The 24,117-nt window shown below is 43.0% G+C and carries 20 protein-coding genes and 15 tRNA genes; 24 read left to right on the top strand and 11 right to left on the bottom strand.

Annotated features, from left to right (window positions below; genetic code table 11):
• A partial coding sequence (locus OGM63_RS09005; protein ID WP_263745189.1) for a hypothetical protein occupies positions 1 to 181 on the bottom strand: 181 nt, incomplete at its 3' end.
• Positions 182 to 279: 98 nt separating this feature from the next.
• On the opposite strand from OGM63_RS09005, the gene ilvB reads away from it, so the two are divergent.
• The 3 genes from ilvB to OGM63_RS09020 all read left to right on the top strand — a co-directional run bounded on the left by ilvB (position 280) and on the right by OGM63_RS09020 (position 4,617).
• Positions 280 to 2,151, top strand: coding sequence for a biosynthetic-type acetolactate synthase large subunit (ilvB, locus tag OGM63_RS09010; RefSeq protein WP_263745209.1), 1,872 nt, complete (start codon positions 280 to 282; stop codon positions 2,149 to 2,151).
• Positions 2,152 to 2,617: 466 nt separating this feature from the next.
• Positions 2,618 to 4,111: a D-alanyl-D-alanine carboxypeptidase/D-alanyl-D-alanine endopeptidase gene (gene dacB, locus OGM63_RS09015; RefSeq protein WP_263745190.1), complete on the top strand. Its 1,494-nt coding sequence runs from the start codon at positions 2,618 to 2,620 to the stop codon at positions 4,109 to 4,111.
• A 236-nt stretch (positions 4,112 to 4,347) separates the two neighbouring features.
• Entirely contained in the window at positions 4,348 to 4,617 is a 270-nt protein-coding gene (locus OGM63_RS09020; protein WP_263745191.1) for a GlsB/YeaQ/YmgE family stress response membrane protein, read from the top strand.
• Positions 4,618 to 4,738: 121 nt separating this feature from the next.
• Here OGM63_RS09020 and OGM63_RS09025 read toward each other — a convergent pair whose 3' ends face one another.
• Positions 4,739 to 5,524: an FHA domain-containing protein gene (locus OGM63_RS09025; RefSeq protein ID WP_263745192.1), complete on the bottom strand. Its 786-nt coding sequence runs from the start codon at positions 5,522 to 5,524 to the stop codon at positions 4,739 to 4,741.
• Positions 5,525 to 5,850: 326 nt separating this feature from the next.
• Positions 5,851 to 7,557 carry a precorrin-3B C(17)-methyltransferase gene (gene cobJ, locus OGM63_RS09030; protein WP_263745193.1) on the bottom strand — a complete coding sequence of 569 codons (1,707 nt, stop codon included), beginning with the start codon at positions 7,555 to 7,557 and terminating at the stop codon, positions 5,851 to 5,853.
• A 203-nt stretch (positions 7,558 to 7,760) separates the two neighbouring features.
• Here cobJ and OGM63_RS09035 point away from each other — a divergent pair, with 203 nt between their 5' ends.
• Positions 7,761 to 7,886 carry a hypothetical protein gene (locus OGM63_RS09035; protein ID WP_263745195.1) on the top strand — a complete coding sequence of 42 codons (126 nt, stop codon included), beginning with the start codon at positions 7,761 to 7,763 and terminating at the stop codon, positions 7,884 to 7,886.
• A 377-nt stretch (positions 7,887 to 8,263) separates the two neighbouring features.
• Here the strand turns inward: OGM63_RS09035 and guaA are convergent, their stop codons facing one another.
• The 4 genes from guaA to OGM63_RS09055 all read right to left on the bottom strand — a co-directional run bounded on the left by guaA (position 8,264) and on the right by OGM63_RS09055 (position 12,200).
• On the bottom strand, positions 8,264 to 9,883 hold the full coding sequence (gene guaA, locus OGM63_RS09040; RefSeq protein ID WP_263745196.1) for a glutamine-hydrolyzing GMP synthase: 1,620 nt from the start codon (positions 9,881 to 9,883) through the stop codon (positions 8,264 to 8,266).
• A gap of 510 nt (positions 9,884 to 10,393) precedes the next feature.
• Positions 10,394 to 10,693, bottom strand: a complete 300-nt coding sequence (locus tag OGM63_RS09045; protein WP_263745197.1) for a DUF7734 family protein — start codon at positions 10,691 to 10,693, stop codon at positions 10,394 to 10,396.
• Between the two features lie 272 nt (positions 10,694 to 10,965).
• Positions 10,966 to 11,562, bottom strand: a complete 597-nt coding sequence (locus tag OGM63_RS09050; protein ID WP_263745198.1) for a DUF3177 family protein — start codon at positions 11,560 to 11,562, stop codon at positions 10,966 to 10,968.
• A 392-nt stretch (positions 11,563 to 11,954) separates the two neighbouring features.
• Positions 11,955 to 12,200, bottom strand: coding sequence for a Calvin cycle protein CP12 (locus OGM63_RS09055; protein WP_263745199.1), 246 nt, complete (start codon positions 12,198 to 12,200; stop codon positions 11,955 to 11,957).
• Between the two features lie 1,128 nt (positions 12,201 to 13,328).
• Between OGM63_RS09055 and OGM63_RS09060 the strand changes: the two genes are divergently transcribed.
• Positions 13,329 to 14,534: an FIST signal transduction protein gene (locus tag OGM63_RS09060; protein ID WP_318528431.1), complete on the top strand. Its 1,206-nt coding sequence runs from the start codon at positions 13,329 to 13,331 to the stop codon at positions 14,532 to 14,534.
• Between the two features lie 513 nt (positions 14,535 to 15,047).
• Here the strand turns inward: OGM63_RS09060 and OGM63_RS09065 are convergent.
• From OGM63_RS09065 to OGM63_RS09075, 3 genes are all read right to left on the bottom strand, one after another.
• Positions 15,048 to 15,620: an SRPBCC family protein gene (locus tag OGM63_RS09065; RefSeq protein ID WP_263745201.1), complete on the bottom strand. Its 573-nt coding sequence runs from the start codon at positions 15,618 to 15,620 to the stop codon at positions 15,048 to 15,050.
• A 2-nt stretch (positions 15,621 to 15,622) separates the two neighbouring features.
• On the bottom strand, positions 15,623 to 17,614 hold the full coding sequence (locus tag OGM63_RS09070) for a sensor histidine kinase (RefSeq protein ID WP_263745202.1): 1,992 nt from the start codon (positions 17,612 to 17,614) through the stop codon (positions 15,623 to 15,625).
• A 912-nt stretch (positions 17,615 to 18,526) separates the two neighbouring features.
• Entirely contained in the window at positions 18,527 to 18,862 is a 336-nt protein-coding gene (locus tag OGM63_RS09075) for a ribbon-helix-helix domain-containing protein (protein ID WP_263745203.1), read from the bottom strand.
• An 83-nt stretch (positions 18,863 to 18,945) separates the two neighbouring features.
• Between OGM63_RS09075 and OGM63_RS09080 the strand changes: the two genes are divergently transcribed.
• The 3 genes from OGM63_RS09080 (at position 18,946) to OGM63_RS09090 (ending at position 20,206) form a co-directional block, all read left to right on the top strand.
• The gene (locus OGM63_RS09080; protein ID WP_263745204.1) at positions 18,946 to 19,182 is read left to right on the top strand and encodes a hypothetical protein; all 237 of its coding nucleotides are present in this window, start codon (positions 18,946 to 18,948) and stop codon (positions 19,180 to 19,182) included.
• Positions 19,183 to 19,299: 117 nt separating this feature from the next.
• Positions 19,300 to 19,785: an HNH endonuclease gene (locus OGM63_RS09085; RefSeq protein ID WP_511041084.1), complete on the top strand. Its 486-nt coding sequence runs from the start codon at positions 19,300 to 19,302 to the stop codon at positions 19,783 to 19,785.
• 16 nt (positions 19,786 to 19,801) lie between these two features.
• Positions 19,802 to 20,206, top strand: coding sequence for an alr0857 family protein (locus OGM63_RS09090; protein WP_263745206.1), 405 nt, complete (start codon positions 19,802 to 19,804; stop codon positions 20,204 to 20,206).
• A gap of 106 nt (positions 20,207 to 20,312) precedes the next feature.
• On the opposite strand, the gene OGM63_RS09095 is transcribed toward OGM63_RS09090, so the two are convergent.
• Positions 20,313 to 21,158 (bottom strand): polysaccharide deacetylase family protein, encoded by an 846-nt coding sequence (locus OGM63_RS09095; RefSeq protein WP_263745207.1) that lies wholly within the window; start codon positions 21,156 to 21,158, stop codon positions 20,313 to 20,315.
• Positions 21,159 to 21,657: 499 nt separating this feature from the next.
• Here OGM63_RS09095 and OGM63_RS09100 point away from each other — a divergent pair.
• The 16 genes from OGM63_RS09100 (at position 21,658) to OGM63_RS09175 (ending at position 23,942) form a co-directional block, all read left to right on the top strand.
• Positions 21,658 to 21,752, top strand: a tRNA-OTHER gene (locus OGM63_RS09100).
• A 26-nt stretch (positions 21,753 to 21,778) separates the two neighbouring features.
• Positions 21,779 to 21,852, top strand: a tRNA-Cys gene (locus OGM63_RS09105).
• A gap of 7 nt (positions 21,853 to 21,859) precedes the next feature.
• Positions 21,860 to 21,935: transfer RNA gene (locus tag OGM63_RS09110), tRNA-Met, on the top strand.
• A gap of 3 nt (positions 21,936 to 21,938) precedes the next feature.
• Positions 21,939 to 22,009, top strand: a tRNA-Trp gene (locus tag OGM63_RS09115).
• Positions 22,010 to 22,049: 40 nt separating this feature from the next.
• Positions 22,050 to 22,122: transfer RNA gene (locus tag OGM63_RS09120), tRNA-Glu, on the top strand.
• 8 nt (positions 22,123 to 22,130) lie between these two features.
• Positions 22,131 to 22,211, top strand: a tRNA-Tyr gene (locus OGM63_RS09125).
• A gap of 4 nt (positions 22,212 to 22,215) precedes the next feature.
• Positions 22,216 to 22,301: transfer RNA gene (locus tag OGM63_RS09130), tRNA-Arg, on the top strand.
• An 83-nt stretch (positions 22,302 to 22,384) separates the two neighbouring features.
• Positions 22,385 to 23,029, top strand: a complete 645-nt coding sequence (locus OGM63_RS09135; RefSeq protein WP_263745208.1) for a hypothetical protein — start codon at positions 22,385 to 22,387, stop codon at positions 23,027 to 23,029.
• A 178-nt stretch (positions 23,030 to 23,207) separates the two neighbouring features.
• A tRNA-OTHER gene (locus OGM63_RS09140) sits at positions 23,208 to 23,325 on the top strand.
• Between the two features lie 6 nt (positions 23,326 to 23,331).
• A tRNA-Asn gene (locus OGM63_RS09145) sits at positions 23,332 to 23,406 on the top strand.
• A 10-nt stretch (positions 23,407 to 23,416) separates the two neighbouring features.
• Positions 23,417 to 23,488: transfer RNA gene (locus OGM63_RS09150), tRNA-Gln, on the top strand.
• A gap of 4 nt (positions 23,489 to 23,492) precedes the next feature.
• A tRNA-Gln gene (locus tag OGM63_RS09155) sits at positions 23,493 to 23,565 on the top strand.
• Positions 23,566 to 23,593: 28 nt separating this feature from the next.
• A tRNA-Leu gene (locus OGM63_RS09160) sits at positions 23,594 to 23,668 on the top strand.
• Between the two features lie 4 nt (positions 23,669 to 23,672).
• A tRNA-Pro gene (locus tag OGM63_RS09165) sits at positions 23,673 to 23,746 on the top strand.
• A gap of 3 nt (positions 23,747 to 23,749) precedes the next feature.
• Positions 23,750 to 23,825, top strand: a tRNA-Leu gene (locus OGM63_RS09170).
• A 43-nt stretch (positions 23,826 to 23,868) separates the two neighbouring features.
• Positions 23,869 to 23,942 (top strand) — tRNA-Leu (locus OGM63_RS09175).
• Positions 23,943 to 24,117 lie beyond the last annotated feature (175 nt).

Below are 24,117 nucleotides of genomic sequence, written 5' to 3' on the forward strand. Positions count from 1 at the left end.
TGTGTTTAAGATACAGGGGGGGGAGTGGGAGAGTGGGGGAGTGGGAAAGTGTGAACTCCTGCTCCTTTCCTCCCCTCCTCCCCTCCTCCACTCCTCCACTCCTCCACTCCTCCCCTCCTCCCCTCCTCCATTCCTCCACTCCTCCACTCCTCCCAATTACCAAATTATCGTTTCTTGACAAATGTATTCAGGTTTTCTATTAAAATGAATTCTTAACTACAGAATTTAAACATCAACTTAGTTATAGTCTGAGGTTTAAGAGTGCGATCGCCATCCCCAATTACTTCCCCACAAACCGAGAATCAGGTTCAGCCTAATGTCTCCGAACCTTTAGTCACGCCCAAGCGTGCAACTGGTGGTTTTGCCTTGCTAGACAGTTTGCGTCGTCACGGCGTTGAGTATATTTTTGGCTATCCGGGCGGTGCGATTCTGCCAATTTACGATGACTTGTATAAAGTAGAAGCCACTGGTGCGATGAAGCACATATTGGTGAGACACGAACAAGGTGCATCCCACGCCGCCGACGGTTACGCCCGCGCTACTGGAAGGGTAGGGGTGTGCTTTGGAACATCAGGACCAGGGGCAACTAATTTGGTGACGGGCATCGCCAACGCCTACATGGACTCGATCCCGATGATTATTGTTACCGGACAAGTATCACGGGCATCAATTGGTACAGATGCGTTCCAGGAAACGGATATCTACGGAATTACCCTACCAATCGTCAAGCATTCCTATGTAGTGCGCGACACCCAAGATATGGCACGAATTGTCGCCGAAGCCTTCCACATCGCCAGTACTGGGCGTCCGGGACCCGTTTTGATTGATGTGCCCAAAGATGTGGCGTTAGAAGAATTTGATTATGTGCCTGTGGAACCGGGTTCAGTAAAGTTACCCGGATATCGTCCCACAGTGAAGGGAAATCCGCGACAAATAAATGCCGCAATTAACTTGATTCGTGAAAGTCGCCGTCCACTATTGTATGTGGGTGGTGGGGCGATCGCTTCAAGTGCCCACCAAGAAGTTAAACAACTCGCAGAATTATTTAATATCCCCGTCACTACCACGTTGATGGGTATCGGTGCTTTTGACGAACATCATCCCCTAGCTTTGGGAATGTTAGGGATGCATGGCACGGCTTACGCTAACTTTGCGGTGACTGATTGCGATTTGCTAATTTGCGTTGGTGCGAGATTTGACGATCGCGTGACCGGCAAGTTAGATGAATTTGCCTCCCGCGCTAAAGTGATTCACATCGACATCGACCCCGCAGAAGTCGGTAAAAATCGCGTTCCGGAAGTGCCGATTGTCGGTGATGTCCGGAATGTCTTAATTGACTTGTTGCGTCGTTGCAAGCAAACAGGTGTCACGGGAACACCCAACCAAACCCAAGAATGGCTGAATCTAATTAACCGCTGGCGGGAAGAATATCCTTTAGTGGTGCCGCATTATGCTGATAGCATGTCACCCCAAGAAGTGATTGTGGAAATTGGAAGCCAAGCACCCCACGCTTACTACACCACAGATGTGGGTCAACATCAAATGTGGGCGGCACAATTCCTCAAAAATGGTCCCCGTCGCTGGATTTCCAGCGCTGGCTTGGGAACGATGGGTTTTGGCTTACCTGCGGCAATGGGTGTTAAAGTAGCATTCCCCGATGAAGAAGTTATTTGTATCAGCGGTGATGCCAGTTTCCAAATGTGCTTGCAAGAATTGGGGACGCTTGCACAGTATGGCATAAATGTCAAGACCGTGATTATGAATAATGGCTGGCAGGGAATGGTGCGTCAATGGCAGCAAGCCTTTTATGGAGAGCGTTACTCATGCTCAAATATGGAAGTAGGAATGCCAGATATTGAGTTGTTGGCTCAAGCTTACGGCATAAAGGGGATGGTGATTCGCAACCGTGAAGAGTTGAAGGATGCGATCGCCCAAATGATCGCACACAAGGGACCAGTAATCGTCGATGCCCGTGTCACCAAAGACGAAAACTGTTACCCAATGGTAGCCCCAGGCAAAAGCAACGGACAAATGATTGGTTTGCCAAAACAAGCCCCGAAAGCCGCAATAGAACCGATTTATTGCAGCCATTGCGGCACTAAAAATGCTCCCAATCACAACTTCTGCGCTGATTGCGGCACTAAATTGTAGAATTGTAGAGCCGCAATAAATTAATAATTAATTTGTCGGGTGGGCAATGCTCACCCTATTTTGTAGTAAGCGTTTTAACGCTTAAATCCAAATGCTTCGTAACAAAATCAATAGAACTAGGACTTACGCATTGACAGGAAAAACCAAATATGCGGTATGGATTTCAGGCATTAAACCTTGATTTTTCGACCCTTTTTAGGCGATCGGTATTTATCATCTCATGAATTTTCAATTGACCGCTGTGTATTAAACATGTCAGCATCCTTCATATACTAATTAATTAGATGTACTTATCAGCAGATTTCACTCCTGGTTGAGGTACATGCGTCAAACCCAAAACTTTGTATAGACGTAGCACATGCAACGTCTATACGTGTATTCGATTAGAGCAATAGGCTGCTTCTCTGTGAGGAAATAAGTTTGATATCAGGGTGCTAAAATCTATGATTGGGATGAGGAGAAGAGAGTGAAAATTAAGGCATTAAATAAACCACTGGGTTGTTTGCTGCTATTTTTGACTACCCAGATAGGATTTAATTCTAGAGTTGCTCAAGCACAAATAAAAGTCGCACCGGCAACCAAAACCAAAAATATTTGCCCCGATCAACTAGCAGCAGCAGTGGATGAAGTGATAAACCGTCCGCAATACAGTCGGGTGCGTTGGGGTATTTTAGTGCAACCTTTATATAAAGGGCAAAATCTTTATAGTCGGGATGCCCAGAAATATTTTACTCCTGCTTCTAATACCAAACTGCTGACAACGGCTGCGGCTTTACAGCAATTGGGGGCAAATTTTCGCATTCGCACTTCTGTTTATCAAGATGGTAATAATGTAGTGCGTGTCGTGGGTAGGGGAGATCCGAGCTTCAGCGATACTCAGCTTGTAGCATTGGCAAGACAATTGAAAGCAAAGGGTATTACCCAAATTAGAAGGTTGATTGCCGATGATAGTTATTTTCAAGGGGATATTGTGCATCCTAGCTGGGAATGGGAAGATGTTTACTCTGACTATGGTGCACCAGTTAACAGCTTGATTGTCAATCAAAATGTGTTTAGTATCAACTTGATACCGCAAGCTGTGGGTCAACCTTTACAAGTTGCCTGGACTGATTTGAACGAAGCGAGATTCTGGCAGATTATTAATCAATCGGTGACAGTTGAGGAAAAACAACCAGCTTTTATCAATGTTACCCGCGAATTATCAGCAAACGTGTTGCGAATTCAAGGACAATTAGCAGCGAAAGCCGATCCGCTTTTAGTTAAACTGCCTGTGGTCGATCCTAATAATTACTTTTTGCGACGCTTTCGCACAGCTTTGATTGGGGAAAAAATCCGCTTGGGAGAGACAGGGGTAGTATCTTCTTCTGTTAATCAACAGGAATTAGCTTTTGTAGAGTCACCTTTGTTATCAGACTTGGTGATGGAGACAAATCAGAATAGTAACAATTTATATGCTGAGGCATTGTTGAGAGCGATCGCTTTGCCAACGTCAAGAGCGATCGCATCACAGCCCAAAAAACCAGATCAAACTACCGTAAATGCTGCTTTAGAAGTTCTCAAAACAACTTTAACTCAATTAGGAGTCAATCCTACAGGTTACGCTCTAGTAGATGGTTCCGGGTTATCGCGTCATAATTTAATTAGTCCAGAAGCTTTAGTGCAAGTTTTGCAAGCAATGGCAAAAACACCTTCCTCATCAGTTTATCGCGCATCTTTACCGATTGCGGGCAAAAGCGGTACTCTGAAAACTCGCTTTCAAAACACCCCTGCTGAAGGTATTGTACACGCAAAAACAGGCACGGTGACTGGTGTTGTTTCTTTATCTGGATATGTAAATAGTTCCAAATATGAACCTTTGGTTTTCAGCATTATTGTTAATCAAAGTGAACAGAAAGCGAAAGCTTTGCGGGAAGGTGTTGATGAGATTGTTGTGTTGTTAACTCAACTACAACGCTGTTGAGAAGTAAAATATACTTTCGTAGTGAGCGGTTTACCGCTCATGGTAATTTAACGGCTGAAGCCGTTACTACAAAAAGACAAACCAAAAGATAGATATAGTGACTTCAAAGCAACTAACCAGAAGGAATAGTGGAAATTTGACATTTCTTTCGTCTGACAGATTGGTTTTCAATCAGGACATTGATATTCTGTATTCATCAAGCATAAACGAAACATTGAATTCAAAGGAATAAAACAATGAATATAGTTGCATGGATTGTTTTAGGTTTGTTGGCTGGTGCGATCGCTAAAGCTATTTATCCCGGTCATCAAGGTGGTGGTATTCTCGGTACAATGTTATTAGGTATTATCGGTGCTTTCGTTGGTGGTACCTTGGCAACTTTTCTCAGTACGGGAACTTTACAGTTTACAGCCACAACTTTGAGTATTCCTGGAGTTGCTGTAGCTGTACTCGGTGCAATTATTGCCGTGTTTCTGTGGAACTGGTTTAGCCGTCGCACCGCGTAATAATTTATCATACTGGAAATCAAGTAACAATGATAATCTGGGTGTAAGTGATTTTTTGATGAATTGTTACTCGATATTATCTGGAGAAAATAACAGGGTGGGTAGCTCATTCCACCCTAATTTATTTTTTATTCTTTAATAATCCGGAAAGCGATCGCAAACTATAATTGAACACTTTCCCAGTACTAAAAAGTTGATATCCAGCAAATAATAAAGCTGATGACACGAGAATCGCAAGAAAATTCACTGATGCGAAGATATTGCTCGTAAAAACCATGACTGCTATTCCCAGCGCTATCAAAATCCATCCGAAATTACGTTTTATTCGCTGCTGCATTAAAACTACAACCCCGGCTATACAGAGCAATACACCAGGAATCCGCACAAAAAGACCCACTTGAGTATTTGCTGCAAAAACTATAATTCCTGCAACCATTAATGCCAAGCCGACAAACTTGCTTGGACGATCTATTTGATTCGATTTCCCGTTTTCAGCATTTTCTTGCTGAATTGCTGTAGGATTTCCAGGATAAAAAATATTTGGTTTGTGTTGTTTCTGTTGAAAAATAAACGTTACTTTACTTTCCTGACCTAGGTCTATTTTATCTCCTAAGTTAAGCTGATAACGAGTTTTAGATATTAATTTTGTGTTGTTAACATATGTACCGTTAGTGCTTCCTAAATCTTCAATATAGTAATTATTTCCTTCTAGATGAATCTCTGCATGAAGCCGAGAAACAACATCAGCATTACTTAAGCCGGAAACATCAATATCGACTGGAACTTGCTCATTTGACTTACCAATACGAATTACAGAAAGATTCGCTGGGAACTCTAAAGACGTATTGGTTTGAATATGAAAAAGTTCTAAACTCAATGTTGTGTTCAATATACCTATATTTTGCATGATTTCTTTTTTTATAATCAATTGGTTAATAATTTTTAATTTTGTACTATTCCTATTTGATATCGTATCCTGCAAATTATATATATTGTAGAGACGTTCCGCGCCCTACGTCTCTACGACGGTTGCGATATTATTATTAGTGTTAATAAGGGTGGACATGATATGGTTTATTTTAGCCTTAGAACTGATTATTAGACATAGGAGTAGAAATTAATTATGCGTTGCCCGAACCCCAAGAGACGTAAGCTAGCTACGTCTGGAACGTCTTTTATGGAGATGTCTATTGCAAAAGATATTTTTCTTCATATTTTCCATACCCTATGGAATTAATATGTGCGTGGGGTATAAACCCAAACACCCCCAGAATGCGGCACTGTGCGCGTCTTGCTTGAGCCAACTAGTACCAAAGTTCGCATATCTACTTCCTGGGGCGATAAATCAGCCAAAGTCCGCACTACAACTGATTCCCCCACCCGCCCAATATTCCGGGCAAGTACGACTATAGTTTGTGGCGAACGATACCGCAACAAAATTTCTCGTGCAGATGCAAGTTGTGAAGTGCGTTGTTTTGAGGCAGGATTGTAAAAGGCGATCGCAAAATCAGCTTCAGCAGCGGCAATAATCCGACGTTCGATAATAGACCAAGGTTTGAGAATATCCGACAGAGAAATCACGCAGAAATCATGTCCGATAGGTGCGCCAATTCTCGCTGCGGCAGCTTGTATAGCCGAAATACCAGGGGCAACATGAATTTTGATACTTTGCCATTTCGGTTGAGGATTGCAATCTAGCACCTCAAATACCGCTGCTGCCATTGCATATATACCAGGGTCGCCAGACGAAACAACCGCAACGATTCGCCCTTCTGCGGCTAATTCCAAAGCCATCTCTGCGCGTGCCAGTTCCTCACGATTATCAAACTCATGTCGTCGCTGTCCTTCTCGCAACGAACCCGCTAAATCAAGGTAAAAGCTATAACCTACCAAGTCTGTGGCTTCCCTGAGGATTTGCTGGACTTCGGGAGACATCCAATTTGCCGCACCCGGACCTGTACCAACGATAAATAATTGTCCCCTTGCTTTACCAATTGTGTTGATATCGATTATTTCCTGAGAAACAGCAACAGCAAGATTTATACCACATTCTTGTTGCACAACTAATTTACCTGATGCACCGGTTGCAGTTAAAGCGATCGCAACTGCATTTTTCTCACTTTGACAATTGAACCAACGAACTGGTACATTTAAAGTATCAGCAATTTCATCAATTACTGATTCTGCGGCTTCTTCGTCTAACGCAAATACACCCGCCACGGAGAAAATTGAAAGTCCAGCATCGGCTAGCATTTGCTGAATGCACGATACCGCATCCTCTAAGTTGATATTTGCAGCATTGCTGACTCCAATTGCCAGAGTTGCTGGATGATAAACTAAACAGTCTGGTGTTAGCGGCAGTTGATATTCTGTAATCTGAATAGTTAGCTTGCCTTCTTCGTCAAAAGGTAGTTTACTATTAATTAACCAAGGTGCAGTTCCTTCTAGTTTAACTGTTGCACCTGCAAGTAAATCAGAAATAAACTTTTTTGCGTTATCTGGATTCGCTAAATGATATGTTGGTGGAGGAGCCAAGAGTGCAGTGTGAAATCGGATATCTCCGGTTGTGGTAATTGCCGCTTTTACTTCAAGCACTGCGGCAATAAGTCTTGCTAAATCATTCACACCCTGAAGTCCTCCCAATAAGGGTACGACAGCGCTACCATCCTCAGCTACAGCTAACACAGGTGGTTCTTGACGCTTATCGGATATAATTGGCGCAAGGGTGCGGATGAGAATTCCGGCTGCACAGATACCAATGATGGGAGTTCCGCTGGCAAATAGTTCTCGTAGTGTAGCACCAAAGTTAGTGAAACTGACATCGACATTTGATGTACGTTCCGCCAAACCGTAAATAGTAGCATTGAGCAAAACGCTTTTTATTTGAAGAGCTAAGGTTAGACTATTTTGACCGAGAACGATAATTGCACAACGAGTCATATTGATAATAATGCAGCAACGTCTATTGTGTCACGTTGAGAGATAGGAATGCTTACTTTCAGCTTTCTCACAAAGTTTCTTTTCATCGGGCGATCGCCTGCCCCAAATAATGGCTCAAACTTATTAATAGCATACCTTTGGCAATTTGCAGATAGGTCTAAAGTGAAAAAGAATTGTATGGGTGTTTTGAATGACTTCTTTCTATGAGTCCCTTTTTTCCTTTCCCCTTTCGCCCTAAAGTGATAATTGCAGTCTATTTTATCGTCGATGACCTGCTCAAGGCGATCGGACATGATGAAGATGTTGGTCGTGGAATCAGCGATGCATAAATTATGACAAGGTCATTGACCGAAAAAATGGGACTCAAGCCCCGTCATAAGCTTGACGGCTTTATGGTAAAATAGATATAGTCGCCATAAAGCATTAGGAGACTATAAACGAACGTCGAGGGATGATAAGACTATTTCGATAGCACAACCCAATGAAGCGTTAAGGAATCCTCGGACTTTAGGACGAGAAGGTATGTCAAAGGAGCCTTTTGATTAACTAGGTTCATTATTAGACATCTCCAGAAATGAACTATGCGTTGCCCGAACCCCAAGAGACCTAGAAATGCTACGTCTGGAACGTCTTTTATGGAGATGTCTATTTATTACTAAAAATAAATAAGGTGGGCAATGCCCACTTATTTATTTTTCTGCTTTTCTTATTCCCACTCGATGGTTCCAGGTGGCTTGGAGGTGATGTCATAAACCACGCGGTTAACCCCTTTGACCTCATTTACAATTCGGTTAGAAATCGCTTCTAAGACATCGTAAGGTACACGCGCCCAATCAGCTGTCATACCATCTTCACTTTGTACAATCCGCAAGACAATCGGGTAAGCATAAGTACGCTGATCGCCCATTACTCCGACACTCTTGATTGGCAACAATACGGCAAAGGTTTGCCAATAATCATGATACAAGCCGCGTTGGTTAATTTCTTGGCGCACAATCAAATCAGCGTCGCGCAAAATATTTAACCGTTCAGCGGTGACTTCGCCGAGAATGCGAATCGCCAAACCAGGACCTGGAAAAGGATGGCGTTGGACAATTTCTTCTGGTAAGCCAATAGCTCGCCCAACTTTGCGGACTTCATCTTTAAATAGTTTCCGCAGGGGTTCTACAAGTTTGAATCGTAAATCTTTCGGTAAACCACCGACGTTGTGATGGCTCTTAATTTTTACCGCTACTCGTTCGCCTGTTTGCGGATCGACGTTGGTTCCAGCGGATTCGATGACATCTGGATAAAGTGTACCTTGAGCTAGATAGTCAAAATGCCCCAGGCGTCTGGATGTTTCTTCAAATTCGCGAATAAATTCGTGTCCGATGCGGCGGCGTTTTTCTTCGGGATCGGTGACACCATTCAGAGCGTTGAGGAAGCGATCGCGTGCATTTACATACTCTACCGGAATGTGAAACTGCTCTTTAAATAATTTTAGCAATCGCTCAGGCTCTAACTTCCGCATAAAGCCTTGGTCAATAAACACACAAGTCAGCCGATCGCCGATCGCTTTATACATCAAAAACGCCAGCGTCGAAGAATCCACGCCTCCAGAAAGCGCTAACAGCACTCGCTTTTCACCTACTTTGGCGCGAATTTCGCGAATCGCTTCTTCGACAAAAGCGGCGGTTGTCCAAGTCGCTTCACACCCACATATTTTGTATACAAAATTACGGATTAATGCCTGACCCCCTAGGGAATGCACCACCTCTGGATGAAACTGGACACCGTAAAGTTTTTTCGTGTGGTCGGCAATGGCTGCACAGGGTGTATTTTCAGTATGTGCCAGCAATTCAAATCCGGACGGCATTTTCGTGACTGAGTCTCCGTGGCTCATCCACATCGTTGTGCCATCTTCGACATTAGTCAGTAAATCTGTCGCATCATCTATGTATAATGATGATTTGCCGTACTCACCCCGGTCAGCTTTTAATACTTCGCCACCAAGCTGGTTTACCATCAATTGCATTCCATAACACACACCCAAAATGGGAATTCCCAAATTCCAAATTTCTGGGTCACAATGGGGAGCGTAGTTGTCATACACTGAACTTGGTCCACCAGAGAGGATTATTCCCTTGGGATCTAGTTCGCGCAATTGTTCTGCTGTGGTGCGATAAGAAATAACTTCCGAGTATACTTGTGTTTCGCGGATGCGACGGGCGATCAATTCAGAATACTGAGAGCCGAAATCGAGAATTAAAATAATTTGCTGATCGAGTCGCCCATAAGACTTAACTTTTTGAGGCGCTTGTTCTGTAGGTATCACCGCTGTATTCATGATGGCAAAACTGGTAGATGTGATGAATAATTGTGGCTCTGTGGTCTCAACTGAGAGGTTTTTGCTGATAAATGGGCTTTTAGGGTAAGAAAATCCTGAACAAACGCGCTCTGGTTCGTGTTTGTCTAGCTGAATAAATGGGCTTTTAGGGTGTTAAGAAGATAAATTTAACCTAAGGTGGCTACTAAAAAAATATGAATTGATTGGAATTTATTATGATTATTCATAATAAAGTAACATAGTTTTGTCAATCGGATACAAGCATTTTTTCTCTTAACGATCGCCCTTGCGATCGCATAAACAGAAATTATCAGTAATGCTAGTAAGGGTTATGTCATTATCACCCTTAGTTTTTGATGTATTATAAAAAACGCTTATGGGTATTTAAGGCGATCGCTCTGTTGAAACTTTATTTACCAGGTCGCTAGTGTGTAGTGCGATTTATGCGATCGCTTTCTCTGAAAATAGCGGCTAGGGCAATGCGCGAAATTCTCCCCTCCGAGGAAGCCCTTAAACTCCCACCTCTGACAAGAAAATTTGCATAGCTTCCCAAGACAGTCTCTGTTGAATATAGCGAGGCGTTTGGGGATTGTAAGGACTTGCTACTCGGTCGATGCTCTCAATTTTCGCATCATCTGGCAATACAGGTACATCTGGATCGAATGCAGTTGAGCGCATCAAAGAACTAGAAAAGCCTTTAAATATAACAATTTTGTCTTGTTCGCCGGCAATTTCTGCCGTTACAACTAAGACTTCTTGGGGGTATTTGGTAGTATACTCCTCCAGCCGCTTGCCGATAAAATTTTGCATACAAAGTTATGGACATTCATTTTTTGCCATCTAAAATCAAAAGCATCTACAATGGCGAAGGATAGGGCTACCGAACGGCACGCATGGTTTCGCTGAAACCCTGTTAAAATAAGTTTTTTCCTTTCTCGGCTCTGCTAAAGCCTAAAACCAGGAGACAGAGCCGGAGAGTAGCACGTTCCTCGGCTCTGCCTGAAAGTCACCAAGGAGTCACAAAGGGTTCTTTCTTACCCAATTATAGGCAGTGCGGGGAGCCCGGTCTCCCCTTTCCCCAGTTACTGTTGTGTAGCCGATCGCCCCTGCTTGCCTAGCTTAATTAAGACAAAGTAGCTTAAGCAAACTACATAAATTATTAAACCAACTATCCCGATAAAGCCCAAAAACCCCGGTTTGCTATTGGGATGAAAATAGTCTTTAAACAATAACGGTGCTTCTGCCCAGACGCGACAATAGGGGGTAGCGAAGGCATTTGCCGAAAAAGCACAACCCAAAAAAGGCAGAGTAGCTAGAGCACCCAAGGCACAATAAACACTTACAGCCCAGCGCCAAGAAGTAAAAATCAGCTTTAAAATACCACTTAGAGTATATTCAATTTCATCGTTGAGATCTATCCAGAACCATAACGAAATCGGAATCAGGATACGACCTATCAAACTTGAGATAAAACCTACCCCGAACCCACCAATCATCAAGTAAACTGAGATTGCCAACAGACTCGATACTCGCCAGTAAATGATTAACAAGCGTTGTATCGCTTCTGCTTTTTGCACAAACGCCCAAATTAGAAGAATTAGGGGAATAATCACTGTGAATAATACCGCTAGTCGGTAGTCTATCCACACTAACGGGCGAAACCAAACAACATTTGCCATAATTTTCTCAGTTGACAAAAAAACAAGCAACTTGCAGACCCTATATTTCATGTCTAGCAGAAACTTCTAGCAGTGTAAAAGAGAGTTTGCTCTCGTTACACTAATCGGCTAAATTCTTAACTCGCTCCCACCAATTACGCATGCACATTGTCGTTTCTTTTCCCTGCTTGCTTTGATTCTTCCTCCAAAACTAAAGTCTAGATATTTTCTCTACTTCCTTAGGGAAGTAGGGACTGAGGAAGATAAAAACTTTTTAATTGCGGGGACTATGCTTATGGAGGGAGAGAGTGAGATGAAAAAGCGCGAATGCATTCAGCGATGTGCCAGATATCAGTAATACAGTTCTCAGTTGCTTGCCCACTGCATAGCGAAAAACGCCCTTGCCTCAATTGTTAGTTGTCGTCAATTCGACACTCAATTGCCTCTGGGTTGTCATCACAGTACTGCTCTAAGGAGTTTTTCTTCTTATTTTGCCGTTGGTGAGAGGCTTCGGCTTGCAGTTCTTCTACTGCATCCCAAGCAGCAGCGCATTCAGCGGAATTAGTGCCTGAAACGTCACAGACAGTACGAGCTTGCTCAACCTCTTCGTTAATTTGCGCTTGGATGTCGGATTTAGCTGTTTCTGAGATGTTGGTCATTGCTTTAGTCTCGTTACGTGTTCTTAATACCAGTATAGAAAAAGTTTAAAATTGCAGGTTTTTTTTTTGATTATTGCTCACCACGCTAGCCACTTAGCTGTAATAGTAGTGTTTTAGCAGGGTAATCCACTACTATTACAGCAAACTCCGCAATCCATACTGGGTTTAGTTTTATCTTTTAAGATTTTGCGGAGCTTTTACTACAAAAGAGGAATTATACAATATCTTAAATGCATGTAGTAGAAGATGGGAATGGGGCATGGGGCAACTTGAGGAGGGCAAAAGGGTAAAGGTGTAGAAAATAAAGAGTGATTTAAAATAATTCGCACATTTGATTTGTTACCATGCACCCCTTTTTTCCTTTCCCCAATCATAGGCAGATGCTCCACCCCGGTCCGACACCAAGACCCAACGGGAGAGCCAGTCCCCCATCGATGAGGGAGACCGCGCCCGTCGGGGGCTGGTCTCACCGCACTGCCTCCCCTTTTCCCCTCTTCAAATTCCCATTGCCCCATGCCCAATTCGCAATTGGTTGGCATCATCTCATTGTAGGATGTAATTGATGTGCCTCAAAATGAAAATAAGAAATTACCTTAAACAGCAATTAATCTCACACTTACCGATTTATCGCAAGTGTTGAGATGAATAGAGAAGTGAGTTGAGTTGCTTAGTTTGACTGTATTTGAGCATAGCGAAAACAAGGAAAACTACGGTGACGAAACGAACTTTCATATTGATGTCAACACCATTTTTCGGTAAGATTAGTTTGGTCGATGACCCGCCCGACTGTATGGAACATAAAGGCGCTCCTTCAAAGTAGTAAGACAAGACCTACGCAACATCAGAGTTCGAGGAAGGAACATTTCTAGCAGGTATGCCATTGCAGTAAATCCAAGGAATGTTGTACACACAAAAATTAAACTACCTATGGAAGATGGGTGGCTGCCTGGGTTCTCCCTTGAGGAGATAAAGGTCGTAAGACCAGAGACGCTGTGTAAGACCAAATTAAACACAAGTTTAACGAGGCAACCGCGAGTGAGACAAGAAGCCTACACTGATACTTCGTATACAGTGTAGGTACTTCACTAGCCTAAATACAGAAAGAGCCGAAAACTAATGGCAGACCAAATGCAGTGGGCAAATGCCCTGTCAACCCGTCCTTCTTTAGAAGCAGCTGTTGCAGATGTGGTACAACGCGCTGTCTCGTCGTTAACAGCACCTGCGGATTTAGGGCTGGTTTTCATTTCGTCTGCTTTTACGAGTGAATATTCTCGGCTTTTGCCTTTGCTGGCTGAAAAACTTTCAGTACGTGTGTTAATTGGCTGTAGTGGTGGCGGTGTTATTGGCACGACTATGGAGGGACAAACTCAAGAATTAGAAGCTTCCCCAGCTTTGAGCTTGACTTTGGCGCACCTTCCTGGAGTGAATATTCAACCGTTTCATATTGTTGCTGAGGAATTACCCGATTTGGATGGTCCGCCAAATGCTTGGGTTGATTTTGTGGGTGTACCTTCATCTCCGACACCTCAGTTTATCTTGCTGTCTGGTTCGTTTTCTTCGGGAATTAATGATTTATTGCAGGGGCTGGATTTTGCTTATCCGGGATCGGTGACGGTGGGGGGACAGGCTAGCGGCGGCGGTGGTGGTCGAATTGCACTATTTTGTAACGATCGCCTGTATCGTGAAGGAACGGTAGGTTTGGCAATGAGTGGTAATATTGTTTTAGAAACTATTGTGGCGCAAGGATGCCGACCGATTGGCAAGCCTTTACAAGTCACAAAAGCGGATCGCAATATCATCATCGAACTCGATGAACAAGTGCCCCTAGTAGTGTTAAGAGATTTGATCGGCAGTTTGAGTGATGCAGATAGAATGCTGGCACAAAACTCGCTTTTTGTCGGTGTGGCAATGGATGAGTTTAAATTGGCTTTGCAGCAGGGAGATTTTTTAATTCGCGGTATTCTAGGGGTAGATCCATCAGCAGGTGCCATCGCAATTGGCGATCGCGTTCGTCCAGGACAGCGCTTGCAATTCCACCTACGCGATGCTGAAGCCTCCGCTGAGGACTTAGAATTACTTTTACAACAGTATCAAGACCAAAGCGCCTCTGAACCCTCTGCGGTTGCAGCGTTGATGTTTTCTTGTTTAGGACGAGGTGAAGGACTCTACGGCAAAGCTAATTTTGATTCTCAGCTATTTAGGCGCTATCTCAACGATATTCCCATAGGTGGATTTTTCTGCGGTGGCGAAATTGGTCCTGTTGCTGGTAGCACGTTTCTCCACGGTTACACTTCAGTATTTGGAATTTGCCGGGGACTGGGGACTGAGGATTAGGGACGCTTGGAGGCTTGAAGAAGCGATTCGATTATTAACCCAAGTTGCTAGTTAGAGATCTTGCGATCGCAAGATGTCATTTGAGCAATAAAATCCCCTCCAGGAATAAAAGTCGGAGGGGAATAGCGGGGTTGCCATTTATCGACAATTTTGGTCTAAAACCCCGTCCTTATAGGACGGCTAACCCTTGATTTCTGCGACAATGTAGCTAGTCGCCATCGGGCATTGGGAGACTTGAAACGGACGTGGAGAGACTGTAATACTACTTAGTAGCAAGTTTCGGTGAAGCGTCAAGGAATCCTCGCTCATGAAAGGAGCGAGGAGGTATGTCAACAGATAGAAATAATACTGAAATAGATTAGTGATTGTACTGATTTAGCCCGCTTAGGCGGGCTTTATACCTCCAACCCAGACTTACAGCCTGAGGGGGATTACAGATAATTAATATATAAAAAATAGAAAATTTGTCAGATACAAACAATTGGATATCTTCCCCAGGCTTGCAAATAGCAGCTAAGTAGCTAACTCCTCTACACGCTGACGAATCGCTAGCAGATTTAACTGTAGGTCATTTTTTAACCGATGCTCAACCACTGTGACTGGCATAACAAGTTTAGGCCAAATATTTACTGTGTAGCAAAGATTAGTTCCCACATCTTCACCAACGCAGTAAGGTTCTAAATACCAGCTACCAGAGTAGTCTTTAAAATCTCCCTCTACCATTTGGAAATTAATTGCTTTGAGAAAGCATTCTTCCAAATCTAAAACAACACGTGCACAAAAGTTGAAACTTAGCACGCGCTGAGAACCTACTTGCTCTAGCCGAATACCGCCGGTAGGATGGGCTAATCGACGACTTTTGGCAAGGTTAGGAATGAATTCAGCTAAAGCCTCGTAATCTGTCAGGACTTTCCAAACGTGTTCAACTGATTGGGGAATTTGGATTGTAGCAGTGATTTGTCGCTTTCGCTCTGCTATTTTCTCAATTTTGACTTCCACATCGGTTGTTAAATTCTCTTCTAGGTTGGTGTCGTCACTAGCAGAGTTCAAATCAAAGTCCTCTGTTGTATTGTGTTGCTCAGTCACTTTTAAAAGATGGTTTGCTTTACTTGTGAAAATTGGGGCAAAGTTAAGGTGAAGCAAATTTTGCTTAAGTTAGAGTCCTCAATTGGAGTACTCTCAACAGCGATCGCTCCATTTAAATGCTGCACTAAAGACTTGACTAAAGCAAGTCCCAAACCTGTACCTGGAGTCCATCGTCCTCCTCTACCGCGACGGAACCTGTCAAATATGTAAGCCGCATCTTCGTCGGAGATACCAAGTCCGGTGTTAGTTATTTTAATAATAACTTGATCGATTTGTTGCTCAACTTGGTGATAGACTTGCAGCTGAACCACAGAATCGCGTTCTGAGTATTTACTTGCATTCGTAAACAACTCTTGCAGGATGCGGTTAAAACTTTCTACTTCAGTTTGTAGAGTTACTGACTCTATAAGTAAATTCGTATTAATACTTAATCCTTTATTGGCGAATTTTTGCTCAAAAGATGCTGCTACATCTTGAATTTTTGTATTTAAATCGATGTTTTCATATTGTGGGCGTTCATGATGAGTATCTAGCTTTTGAAGTGTCAACAAGTCATTAATCAAGTTAATTTCTTTAGTACACTCGCTTTCTAAGATATCCACATACTTAGCTTGACGCTCTGGTGCTATTCCTGGTAGACGTAAATTGCGGATTGACATCAGCATATTCGTCAAGGGATAACGCAAGCGATCGCTCATGTTGCTCAAAAATTCATCTTTGAGTTCGTTAAGTTCCCGCAGCTGCTCAACATATTGCCGAGTTTTTTCGTGCAGTTTTGCCTGCAATTCCAGACTACTTTGTAGTTTTGCTGTGCGCTCGTCTACCAACATCTGTACTTGCCGCAGTGTCTGTGATTGAATTATGGCATTGCTTATTTGAGCGCAAACCATTTCCATCATATTTAATTCTGCAAAGTCCCAATTGCGAGGCACTGCTTGCTGAAGCACTAAAAATCCGATGATTTTGCCTTGATTCTCCAATGGTACTAATAAGACCGCAGGCAGTGTATCTAAAGCAAACACCGGAGCAATTGAAATACCATTTTGGTCAATATTCTCATCTATAATTACTGCTTTTCCTGATGTGAAGACCCGCTGGCATAAACCACACTCAGAAACAGAGAAAGACTTATCCAAAGTTTCTAGTTGAGTGGTGTGTGAACTTTCGTCTCTAGACCATTCAGCAACAACAGTTGCTTTTGCTTTGGGAATTTGTTTTTTAGGTTGAGTCCTAAATAGCGGATCTGTATACTTTAGCAGTATAAGCATACCGCGATCTGCTTGAAGACATTCTGCTGTGGAGGCCATCGCTAACTGAAGCATTTGATTTAACTCCAGGTTGCTGCGACTGAGTATTGTCAATTGCGTGATTAAGCTTTGATGCTGGTTGCTCTTGGCTATATCTTTTTGTTGAGAAGCAATTACAAGAGCTTGTGCGACTTGGGAAAAAGCGATCGCGCAAGACGATTCTACCGCTTTTAACAGTTGTTTTTCTGACTCACTCCAATCATGGGGCTGAAACTTGATCAAACTAATCACCCCGTTATTTTTGCCACCAAAGCGCGTCGGAATTGCCAAAACCGCTTTAATCGGTAACGGTAAATATTGATATCCTATTTCCAGACTATTTTTAATAGTCGAAATGTCCTCAATTGTTGGTTCCGAGGCACACTGAACCTGTTCGGTTGAGAATATCTCATCTGGATGCGGCAAGCCTAAATAGTCTGACGCACACCAATTAGCAGTAATTGCCTGATCAAATTTTTCACCCATTACTGGAACTAAGCAGCAAGAATCAACTTGGAACACAGTTCCTAGCAGTTGGGCAATCTCTTGCAGCATTGTTGCTGGAGCCAAGCTCTTTTTGATGATTTGATGAATATGATCTGCCAACTGGTGTTCCGGTTCTTCCTGATGCTGCATCAGCTTGACTGGGTATTGTTGTCTATCTACTTCATCTTGGCGCAATGGTGGCGATGATAAAGTTTTTTTCATTCCTGGCACACTGTTTGATAATGACCCCATCCTCTTTTTACCCAACCTCCTGGCATTTCTTTTACTCTTTGTTTTGTAGCTAGCTGCACCTGATGATTCGCTTTCCTTGCGATTAAAACTTTCTCTCACCTGTTATAGCCTCTTTCTATTTGAGATCACCAAATCACTGGTATATTAAATAAATGTATACTTAGTTAAAAAAATACTAATTATAGACTATAACTCCGAAACAAGTTAATTTATCGCTTTTATGTATTGAGTTAATTTACTAACTTGGATTTAGAATATCCTCTCTGTAAGTATACATAAACAGTAATTTCTCTCGAATTTAGGCAAAAACTACGTAATTATTTTACGGGTTAATACTGAGGTATTTTTCCGATGCTTGTAATATTTATTTCAAATTTTCTTGACTTAATTGCGTCATTATTATTTTTTCAAATCAAAAGTAGAATCTGATTAAAAGAAAACTGAGGCATAGTTTTTACGGGTTACTTAGGCAGATAGTAAAGAAGTTGTAAAGTTTTGGTCTTCCAAATGTTCTTGGCAACAATCATTTACCGATTAGGGTGGTGGTTGCCATCTGTTAAGTCTTCCGCAACGGCAGAGCCACTACTAAAGGGTACAGGCAACCGCGCCCGTGGACTCACCATTTTTTTGTCCCCAAATTAGTCACAAATATTTGGATTTTATTGAACTGGGGACGCTTGGATTAGGTACTGGCAAGATATGTATTGGTATTCATACCCCAACCAAATCCTCAAATAATTTCTTTCCTAGTCACCAGTCCAAGCGTCCTCAGGGCACGATCCGTTAAATTTATTTATTTTTTTAATAAAATTTAATTATACTATAGCCCAGTTACCACCAAACACACATGAGTAACTGGGCTGTATTTACTTGAAACGGAGGTTATCCAACTAAGCTCTGGACACTTAAAGGAACCATATCGCCATTCTTCGTCAGTCCTAACAACATAGGTTGTTGGGGTTGAATTAATTGACCTGTGAGTACGCAGCGTTCTTCTTGTTGAGCAGTAGCCGCTATACTAGCTCGAATATCAGATCGCGAAAATCGGGGTTTCCACTCACCTGATTTTTGCTGGACATAATTCCAGAGTATATCTCGGATTAATGCCTGATATCCCTGGCTGCCGGCTAATTCTTTGAGTTTATCTTTTAATTCGCGCTCCAGACGGATGCTGGTAACTTCCATATCGGTGGTTGGCGTGCGAGCGATCGTATGCATCACTTTTTCTCCTTATAGGTATAGACAGGATAGTAATACAAGTGTAGTATGTTTAAAGGAATGTTCAATAGGTGAAATTTTCTGTGAAATCCGTTTACCCAAACTCTACTTCTTCGCGTGCTGCCAATTGCCGATTCAGTTGGGAATCAGCCGTTGCGGGAGTGGAGTATTTATTTATGGGTGACGAACGCCGAAATCAGGGGCAAATCACAGATGGTAATCATGATTTTAGATTTCAGAGAATTAGTGGGCTGAATATAGCACTAAAACCAAACCAAGCAAGCGGGAGGTACAGATACCAAGATGCTGTACCGATATAAGACCAGAAAACTTTCCGGTCAATTTCCAACCCCCGCTTCACAAAAAGAAGAAGCGGGGGTTTTTTAATAAGGAGTCAAGCTGTGACGAGCGCTTTTAGGCAAGTGTTAGAGCAATCCGTGGTAGTTTTTTCGCAAAACTACTTGCCACTGTGTCGGGTAAATATCAAGCGGGCGATCGTGTTATTAGTAGCGGATAAAGCTGAACCGCTAGATTTTATTGCAGAGAGCGGATGGCAAGTCCACTCACCTAGCTTGGTACTTTATGTACCAAAACACATTCGTTTGAAAATCGCTTCTAGTGAGCGTGTGTGGAAAATTCCGCCGGTAAATCGGCGCGAAGTGTTGCGAAGAGACCATCACAGTTGTCAATATTGCGGTAGCAGCAAACATCTAACGCTGGATCATGTGATTCCGCGATCTAAAGGTGGTTTGCACACTTGGGATAACGTAGTCACAGCTTGTGAAAAATGTAATTCCCGTAAAGGCGATCGCACTCTGTTTGAGACTGGTATGCAACTGCGTACCAAGCCAAAAGCACCAGTTCATCCGGCTATATCTTTTGCCGAACAGTTCTGGCGCTTTGAACAAGCAAGCCTGGAATAACAGGAGAGCATAAGGAATGTTGAAATTAACTTACACTGAAAAAAGCTTTCACTTAGAGTGTCTAACTCAGTCTTTAGAGCAATGGGTGCAAGGACGAGTTATTTTGGCACTGCGAGTTGGTCAATGTCTGTGCGTAGAACCGAGTACCGCTTCCTTTTTGCTTCCTGTTGATTTACCAGGAGTAGAAGCGTTAAAAGCTGAGGTGTTAAAAGCTGAGATAAAAGGTGACGTGTCAGAAATCATCGCGTTGTCAGTTTGTGATGCGGAGTATTTAGAAGTTACTCTGCGGGGTTCTTGGATATCAAATGGTTCTGAGGATGCTGAGGGTGTGTTTATCACAGCGATGAGCGATCGCACTGAGTTCTTTGTACACAAACTTTGGCAAGAAGCGCAAAAAAGTGCCTCCGTCGTGAGCGAGTGAAGAGGGAATGGGGATGAGGGGGATGAGGGGATAAGGAGGACAAGGGGACAAGGAGACAAGGAGGACAAGGGGAATAATTCTTCTTTCCCCCCCTCCCCCCCTCTCCCTATCCCCCACTCTCTTTAAGAAGTTGGGGAACTGTGACAAATCGGTAGCCTTGCTGTTTGAGTCCGCTGATGATTTGTGGTAAGGCTTGCACAGTTCTTTGGCGATCGCCTCCACCATCGTGCATTAAGACAATCCCACCTGGTTTGGCATCTCTTAATACATTCTTTACAAATACTTGATATTTGGCGTGAGGGTCGGTATCGGCGGAAGTCTGCGACCACATAACTACAGCGTATTTCTGGCTTTTGGCGTAAGTGGCTAGTCCGTTATTTAAAACGCCTCCAGGAGGACGAAACAAAGAAGTTTTGACTCCTGTAGTTTTATACATCAAATCAGCAGTGCGCTCAATTTCACTCTTTGCGGTGGCTTCATCCATCCGCTTATACCAATGATGCCAAGTATGGTTGCCAATGGCGTGTCCTTGTGCTACCTCTTGTTTGGCAAGGTCAGGGTGTTCTTGTAAGGCTTGTCCTACCCAAAAGAATGTAACTTTTACGTTATTTTTTTTCAGTATATCCAGCATTTGTGCGGTTGTATTTTGCCAGGGTCCATCATCAATGGTTAGCGCGATAACTTTCTCATTATTGCTGGGTTGCCCTTTATAAACTGTTTTGCCTTGATACTTAGCTGGAACGCTGTTATGTGAGTTTTCTAGTTTAGCTGGTGATTGGGTGTCTTGGCTTTGTTGAGTTTGGGCAGCATGAAGCTTGCTTGTAGTTAATTGCTCTTTCTTCGTTGGGGCAATACTACAAGCTGTTACAAAAAAGGCGATGGGCAAAGCCGATATATAGGCGATCGCGACAACACCGAATATCTTTTGTCGCTTTGAGTGGTTGTTTGTCACGTCAGTTTACCAAAAACTCAACCAATCATAAGCTGTAGTCACACTTTTTATCTAGGTTTTTTAGTTCAAAGTCAGATATAGAAGTGTTTTTAGACAATCTCAAAAAAACTTTTCTAAACCCCTTGACACTTTTGTAGTATATTTGTAGTATAAATGTATGAAACGAGAAACAAAGCTTATATAGGATTAAAAGCAATGTTCTACATACAAGTAGTACAAAAAAACTGGGATAAACCAAAGTCCCCAGTAAACAAAGCTCCTCCTACTTCCAAATTATCTGAAGTAGAAGGAAGAAATCACAAAAGTTCTCAGTTTGCAAAGAACAAAACTACCGAATACATCCGTAATACACAACAGGTTTATTATTTAGAGCGTCGGTTGTTTTGCTAACAGTTGAAAGTAATTTTTCTGAACCTTGAAAACTAAATATGAAATGGGCAAGTTCACCAACAAATTGTGCCTAAAAGTCTAAAATTTTAGGCACAGATTTCAAAAATATCGGGGTGTAGCTCAATGGCTAGAGCGTTCCTGTCTTTTGGAAATGTTGCGGGTACCCTTCGGGAACGCTTACGCGAACAAATCCCGTCACCCTGGTTGAAATCCCGTCGGGACTCTCAAATGGCTGAGTAGCTAAGTGGTTGAAGGCGTCGCTCTGCAAAAGCGAATATCGTGAGTTCAAATCTCACCTCAGCCTTTGATGTCGCAGTGTAGCGATTTATGCAAAGCCCCAAGTTCATACCTTGGTATATGCGGGTGCAAATCCCGCCACTGCTACCAAATGCAGGGATGGTGTAACGGCAACACCGCGCTCTCCAAAAGCGTTGTTCTAGGTTCAAATCCTAGTCCCTGCGTTCTACTTCTGAAACTTGTACCGAGTAGATATTTGAATATGGTGCCGTGGGCAAATGGTTAAGCCACCAGGCTTTCAATCTGGGGATTGCGGGTTCAAGTCCCGTCGGCACTATGGAATTTGGGTCGGCTCGCCTATTGGTGCGGGCAACGCTCTGTAAAAGCGTCCTTGATTGGTTGCAGGTTCAATTCCTGCCCGACCCACTGTGGAGAAGTGACCGAGTGGTCGAAGGTAGCTGTTTGCGCTCACAGTATCGGGTAATACCGACGCAGGTTCAAATCCTGTCTTCTCCGCCTTCTGGAGTTAGGTGAAATTATGGTAGACAGTGAATTTTCTCATAGATAAGGTAGAAAAGAACACTACTATTTACTGAAAAATGGCAAGTTTTCTTAAATCTCTACCTCACATTTCTTTTGCTGTATTTTATCTGTGGGTTTCTGCTCTTAATTTATCACCAATAGCAAACGCTGCAACTCCCAAAAGTGCTAACAGACTAGTGACTTGTCAAGCCAAGAAACTAGGATATGAAGAAGCACTTTGGTTATACCTAAGAAAACCGCAAGGAGAATTTGAAGATGGAGGTGTAATTAATTTATATGAAGATGCAAAGTTAAAAGTACTAGCTAAAGGTGTTGAAAATTGGATTTACGTTAGCGTTATCGATGCAGATAGTCCTAAACAAAAAGGCTTAGAAGGTTGGATGCGTAGTGGCAGCCTAAAATGTACTGGCAATTTAGCTCAGGTTAAGCCTGCACTCTGCGAAGTAACTGCGTTGCAATCGGGGCAATTAGCTTTACGTGCCACAGCTGGTGGAAAGTCAAAAGCAGGTTTAGATAATAGCAACAATGTCATATTACTCAAGCCTGATATCGTATCACTTCAAGGTCGCCCAACACCTTGGGTTAACGTGCGTGTTACTAATAGCTCAAACAAGAGAGTCCTAGGAATGGAGGGGTGGATTAATTCTGAATACATAGATTGCTATAGCAACGAAAGCAATGATGCAATAAATTATCCGTAAAATAGCTGTTGTTTTTAAAGGTCGCGTGGTGTGGCTGGATAACATCTGAGTCTACGAAACTCAAGAGTGAAGGTTCAAATCATAAGCGCGATCGCCTTACATGGGAGAGATGATGGAGTGGCTGATTAGTGTTGAATTAAACCAGTCCACTAGATAAAACTTATCTCTCCTTCTATATCCCCCGGTAGCTCAGTTGGTAGTAGCGTCTGTTTGTTCGCGTTGGCGGAGCCTCTCGTAGAGAAGCGTGTCCGAAGGACAAGAACAGGAGGTCGTCGGTTCGATTCCGACCTGGGGGGCTTCGTTGCCCCATAGCTCAATGGTAGAGCGATCGGCTGTTAACCGCGAGGTTGTAGGTTCGAGTCCTACTGGGGCAGCCATTTATCTCATTGCCAGGTGGACAAATTGGCAAGTCACATCTCTCTGAAAGATGAGATACAGGTTCAAGCCCTGTCCTGGCATTTATTGGGGAGTCGCCTAATGGTATGGCACCGCTCTTTGAAAGCGGAAAAATGCGGGTTCGAGTCCTGCCTCCCCAGTTCTGCTTTCATAAAGCAGCCAAATTATGCTCCTGTAGCCCAATTGGAACGAGGCGCTGATCTTAAAAATCAGATGGTACTGGTTCAAATCCAGTCAGGAGCATGAACGGGATGTGGCGCAACTTGGTAGCGCGGCGGCTTTGGGAGCCGAAGGTCGCAGGTTCAAATCCTGCCATCCCGATATGCCCCTGTGATGTAATTGGAAAACATCGCTTACTCAAAATAAGCGCTTTTTGCAGGTTCAAATCCTGTCAGGGGTAGTTGACTAATTTCTAACCAGATTTCTTAAGAGTTTCAAATTACGCCCCTGTAGCCCAATTGGAAGAGGTGCTTCGCTTAGAACGAAGAGGATACTGGTTCAAGTCCAGTCAGGGGTATTGGTAACGCCACCAAAATCTGTGCTGGTGTAGCTCAATCTGGAAGAGGAGCTAGTCTTAAGTTGATTAATTGATAGACAACTCTGTAAGATAAGGTAGAACTCTGTACAGTAGAAGTTAGATGTACAAACCACGCTTTCATAGGAAATGCCAGAATGCTTTTGTCAATCAAAAC

Source organism: Plectonema radiosum NIES-515 (assembly GCF_025753815.1).
Lineage (GTDB): Bacteria > Cyanobacteriota > Cyanobacteriia > Cyanobacteriales > Nostocaceae > Hassallia > Hassallia radiosum_A.